This window comes from Helicobacter brantae, assembly GCF_003364205.1.
Taxonomy (GTDB): Bacteria; Campylobacterota; Campylobacteria; order Campylobacterales; family Helicobacteraceae; genus Helicobacter_G; species Helicobacter_G brantae.
Map to the genome: position 1 here is coordinate 1 of NZ_NXLV01000026.1, position 5,802 is coordinate 5,802.

The following is a 5,802-nucleotide window of genomic DNA, read 5'->3' on the forward strand; positions in this document are numbered from 1 at the left end:
TCATTTTTCACTAAATTTGCAATTTTTTTCAAATTTTTTGCAATTTCTTGACTCATTTTCATTTTTTTGTTGTATTATTCCACTTCCCAATCAGTGAGACACTTTATCTCCCTAGAATTTGGCTTTAGTTTCTAATCTCTAAAGAGTTAGAAATCTTATTGTCTTTTTCTTTTGATGAGAGAGTGAAGTGAGTAAAGTGATTGAGTGAATGTTCTATTTATTTTTATTTGATTGTTCTAGATTTTGAAAGCAAAGTTTTGAAACACTTAAATAACTTTAGATAATGATCTTTGACAACTAAGCAAAAGAAAGTTAAGTGATAAGCATAATAAAGTCTTGCTAAGACTATAAAAAGCAAATCTACTTAATATTCTGATGTTATTTATATTTACAACTCTTATAACCCGTATAGATTTATTCTATATTGAAGTTATAACTTGTGATTTAAAGACATAACAGAGTTTTAGGACAAACACAACGTTTTTTATGGAGAGTTTGATCCTGGCTCAGAGTGAACGCTGGCGGCGTGCCTAATACATGCAAGTCGAACGATGAAGCTTTTTAGCTTGCTAGAAAGTGGATTAGTGGCGCACGGGTGAGTAATGCATAGGTTATGTGCCCCATAGTCTGGGATAGCCACTGGAAACGGTGATTAATACCGGATACTCCTTACGAGGGAAAGTTTTTCGCTATGGGATCAGCCTATGTCCTATCAGCTAGTTGGTGAGGTAATGGCTCACCAAGGCTATGACGGGTATCCGGCCTGAGAGGGTGAACGGACACACTGGAACTGAGACACGGTCCAGACTCCTACGGGAGGCAGCAGTAGGGAATATTGCTCAATGGGCGAAAGCCTGAAGCAGCAACGCCGCGTGGAGGATGAAGGTTTTAGGATTGTAAACTCCTTTTGTTAGAGAAGATTATGACGGTATCTAACGAATAAGCACCGGCTAACTCCGTGCCAGCAGCCGCGGTAATACGGAGGGTGCAAGCGTTACTCGGAATCACTGGGCGTAAAGAGCGCGTAGGCGGGATAGTAAGTCAGATGTGAAATCCTATGGCTTAACCATAGAACTGCATTTGAAACTGCCATTCTAGAGTATGGGAGAGGTAGGTGGAATTCTTGGTGTAGGGGTAAAATCCGTAGAGATCAAGAGGAATACTCATTGCGAAGGCGACCTGCTGGAACATTACTGACGCTGATGCGCGAAAGCGTGGGGAGCAAACAGGATTAGATACCCTGGTAGTCCACGCCCTAAACGATGAATGCTAGTTGTTGGGGTGCTTGTCACTCCAGTAATGCAGCTAACGCATTAAGCATTCCGCCTGGGGAGTACGGTCGCAAGATTAAAACTCAAAGGAATAGACGGGGACCCGCACAAGCGGTGGAGCATGTGGTTTAATTCGAAGATACACGAAGAACCTTACCTAGGCTTGACATTGATAGAATCTGCTAGAGATAGCGGAGTGCTGGCTTGCCAGAGCTTGAAAACAGGTGCTGCACGGCTGTCGTCAGCTCGTGTCGTGAGATGTTGGGTTAAGTCCCGCAACGAGCGCAACCCTCGTCCTTAGTTGCTAGCAGTTCGGCTGAGCACTCTAGGGAGACTGCCTTCGTAAGGAGGAGGAAGGTGAGGACGACGTCAAGTCATCATGGCCCTTACGCCTAGGGCTACACACGTGCTACAATGGTATGTACAAAGAGACGCAATACCGCGAGGTGGAGCAAATCTCAAAAACATATCTCAGTTCGGATTGTAGTCTGCAACTCGACTACATGAAGCTGGAATCGCTAGTAATCGTGAATCAGCCATGTCACGGTGAATACGTTCCCGGGTCTTGTACTCACCGCCCGTCACACCATGGGAGTTGTATTCGCCTTAAGCCGGGATGCTAAACTGGCTACCGTCCACGGCGGATGCAGCGACTGGGGTGAAGTCGTAACAAGGTAACCGTAGGTGAACCTGCGGTTGGATCACCTCCTTTCAAGAGATATAAGCAGATATTCGTTTATCTTGCTTCAAGCTTTAAAGCTTTTCTGACTTTTGCTTAGTTTTCAGAGATTATTACTCTTGGGTTAGTGCTTTTTCAAAGTAGGGGCTTATAGCTCAGGTGGTTAGAGCGCACCCCTGATAAGGGTGAGGTCGGAGGTTCGAGTCCTCCTAAGCCCACCATTATGGGGAATTAGCTCAGCTGGGAGAGCGCCTGCTTTGCACGCAGGAGGTCAGCGGTTCGATCCCGCTATTCTCCACCAAAGTCTAAAAATCTTTAAAAGACTTTTTCTTGAGAAAGAAAGGTTGAAGTCTAATATAAGTCTTTAAGAGTGTAAGATTTATATTAGACTTTATTAGAAGTCTAATGTTATTTAAAAACACATTGTTAAAGCCTAATAGTAATAAGACTACAATACTCTGTTTTATAGAAAGTAGTAAAGAGCAAAAGAATTATTCTTTGAGCTTTATATACATTCAATAAGGCAGTGATGACTTAGAATCATTCACATAGCAGTTTTATTGATACTTTGAAAGCATTAAAAGTAAGCTTTTAAGGGCAGATGGTGGATGCCTTGGCAAAGAGAGGCGATGAAGGACGTACTAGACTGCGATAAGCTACGGGGAGCTGTCAAGAAGCTTTGATCCGTAGATTTCCGAATGGGGCAACCCAATACATAGAGATATGTATTACCTTAAATGGAGCGAACCTAGGGAAGTGAAACATCTCAGTACCTAGAGGAAAAGAAATCAAACGAGATTCTCCTAGTAGCGGCGAGCGAACGGGGAAGAGGGCAAACCGAATGCTTGCATTCGGGGTTGAGGACTGCAACATCCACTTGTATCATTTAGTAGAACAATCTGGAAAGTTTGGCGACACAGGGTGATAGCCCCGTATATGAAAAGTGATACATAGGTAGCAGGATCCAGAGTAGGTCAGGACACGTGAAATCCGGACTGAAGCAGGGGAGACCACTCTCCAACCCTAAATACTACTCTTTGACCGATAGCGAACAAGTACCGTGAGGGAAAGGTGAAAAGAACCGCAGTGAGCGGAGTGAAATAGAACCTGAAACCATCTGCCTACAATCATTCGGAGCCCTATGATTTATCAGGGTGACGGACTGCCTTTTGCATAATGATCCTGCGAGTTGTGGTATCTGGCGAGGTTAAGCAAACGCGAAGCCGTAGCGAAAGCGAGTCTGAAAGGGCGATTAGTCAGATGCTGCAGACCCGAAGCTGAGTGATCTATCCATGGCCAAGTTGAAGCGAGTGTAATAGCTCGTGGAGGACTGAACTCGTACCCATTGAAACGGGTTGGGATGAGCTGTGGATAGGGGTGAAAGGCCAAACAAACTCAGTGATAGCTGGTTCTCTCCGAAATATATTTAGGTATAGCCTCAAGTGATAGTAATAGGGGGTAGAGCTCTGATTGGGCTAGGGCTGCTCACCGCGGTACCAAACCCTGTCAAACTTCGAATACCTATTACCGTATCTTGGGAGTCAGGCGGTGGGTGATAAAATCAATCGTCAAGAGGGGAACAACCCAGACTACCAAATAAGGTCCCAAAGTTCTATTCTGAGTGGAAAAAGATGTACAGTTACTTAGACAACCAGGAGGTTGGCTTAGAAGCAGCCATCCTTTAAAGAAAGCGTAACAGCTCACTGGTCTAGTGATTGCGCGCTGAAAATATAACGGGGCTAAGATAGACACCGAATTTGTAGATTACGCGGCACAATTTAGATTATCTAAAGTGCTAGAAACTAGGAAGCAAAGTTATATTTCTTCTCTCACAAAGAGAGAAGCAAATCTCTAGCTAAGATAGTTTAAATTGTGCCGCGTAGTGGTAGGAGAGCGTTCGTATCTGCGTTGAAGGTATATCGGCAAGAAGTGCTGGAGCGATGCGAAGTGAGCATGCAGGAATGAGTAGCGATAAAATATGTGAGAATCATATTCGCCGTAAGTCTAAGGTTTCCTACGCGATGCTCGTCATCGTAGGGTTAGTCGGGTCCTAAGCCGAGTCCGAAAGGGGTAGGCGATGGCAAATAGGTTAATATTCCTATACCAACATTAGTGTGCGATGGAGGGACGCATAGGGTTAGGTGAGCCAACTGATGGAATAGTTGGTCGAAGGGTGTAAGTTGGGAGATTGGCAAATCCGCTCCTGTATCACAAACCTGACAGGCTCTCTGAAGTCTTCGGATGGAAGGGAGAATCACTGATACCGTCGTGCCAAGAAAAGCTTCTAAGTTTAGCTAATGTTGCCCGTACCGCAAACCGACACAGGTAGATGAGATGAGTATTCTAAGGCGCGTGAAAGAACTCTGGTTAAGGAACTCTGCAAACTAGCACCGTAAGTTCGCGATAAGGTGTGCCTACGAAAGTAGGTCTCAGCAAAGAGTCCCTCCCGACTGTTTACCAAAAACACAGCACTTTGCAAACTCGTAAGAGGAAGTATAAGGTGTGACGCCTGCCCGGTGCTCGAAGGTTAAGAGGATTAGTCAGTCGCAAGATGAAGCTTTGAATTGAAGCCCGAGTAAACGGCGGCCGTAACTATAACGGTCCTAAGGTAGCGAAATTCCTTGTCGGTTAAATACCGACCTGCATGAATGGCGTAACGAGATGGGAGCTGTCTCAACCAGGGATTCAGTGAAATTGTAGTGGAGGTGAAAATTCCTCCTACCCGCGGCAAGACGGAAAGACCCCGTGGACCTTTACTACAGCTTGGCACTGCCGATGGGAGCATTATGCGCAGGATAGGTGGGAGGCTTTGAAATCTTCACTCCGGTGGAGATGGAGCCATCCTTGAGATACCACCCTTAATGTTTCTGTCTGCTAACTGGCTTGAGTTATCCTCAAGCAGGACAATGCCTGGTGGGTAGTTTGACTGGGGCGGTCGCCTCCTAAAAAGTAACGGAGGCTTGCAAAGGTTGGCTCATTGCGGTTGGAAATCGCAAGTTGAGTGTAATGGCATAAGCCAGCCTGACTGTAAGACAAACAAGTCAAGCAGAGACGAAAGTCGGTCATAGTGATCCGGTGGTTCTGTGTGGAAGGGCCATCGCTCAAAGGATAAAAGGTACCCCGGGGATAACAGGCTGATCTCCCCCAAGAGCTCACATCGACGGGGAGGTTTGGCACCTCGATGTCGGCTCATCGCATCCTGGGGCTGGAGCAGGTCCCAAGGGTATGGCTGTTCGCCATTTAAAGCGGTACGCGAGCTGGGTTCAGAACGTCGTGAGACAGTTCGGTCCCTATCTGCCGTGGGCGTAGGAAAGTTGAGGAGAGCTGTCCCTAGTACGAGAGGACCGGGATGGACGTGCCACTAGTGTACCAGTTGTTCTGCCAAGAGCATCGCTGGGTAGCTACGCACGGATGTGATAACCGCTGAAAGCATCTAAGCGGGAAGCCAACTCCAAGATTAACTTTCCCTGAAGGTCGCAAGAAGACTACTTGCTTGATAGGTTAGGTGTGTAAGTGCAGTAATGCATTTAGCTGACTAATACTAATAGACCGTTTGGCTTATTTTTTATCAAATAAGATAAGACCTAGTGAATGAAGTCTTCACTGCCTTATTGAGTGTATAGCTTATACTAAAGGGCTTTAATATGTTATAATCTCACCCAAGAAAAGGGAATAGAGGATAAGAGCTTATCTTCTCTTCCCTTTTCCCTGTGTCTATAGAGAGGAGGCCACACCCAGCTCCATTCCGAACCTGGAAGTTAAGCTCCTCATCGCTGATGATACTGCACCTTTCAGGTGTGGGAACGTAGGTCGATGCAGGGTTGGGATTTAATCTTCTTTTTTACTTCAGTA

The 5,802-nt window shown here is 45.7% G+C and carries 2 tRNA genes and 3 rRNA genes; all 5 read left to right on the forward strand.

The annotated features are described in order from the left end of the window. The first annotated feature begins 483 nt into the window (after positions 1-483). The 5 genes from CQA58_RS08070 to rrf all read left to right on the forward strand — a co-directional run bounded on the left by CQA58_RS08070 (position 484) and on the right by rrf (position 5,772). Positions 484-1,983 (forward strand): 16S ribosomal RNA (locus tag CQA58_RS08070). Between the two features lie 111 nt (positions 1,984-2,094). Further along, a tRNA-Ile gene (locus CQA58_RS08075) sits at positions 2,095-2,171 on the forward strand. Positions 2,172-2,175: 4 nt separating this feature from the next. Further along, positions 2,176-2,251 (forward strand) — tRNA-Ala (locus CQA58_RS08080). A gap of 280 nt (positions 2,252-2,531) precedes the next feature. Continuing rightward, a 23S ribosomal RNA gene (locus CQA58_RS08085) occupies positions 2,532-5,516 on the forward strand. Positions 5,517-5,656: 140 nt separating this feature from the next. Beyond that, positions 5,657-5,772, forward strand: a 5S ribosomal RNA gene (gene rrf / locus CQA58_RS08090). Together the 16S, 23S and 5S rRNA genes with 2 tRNA genes alongside form the textbook arrangement of a ribosomal RNA operon. The last annotated feature ends 30 nt before the right edge of the window (positions 5,773-5,802 follow it).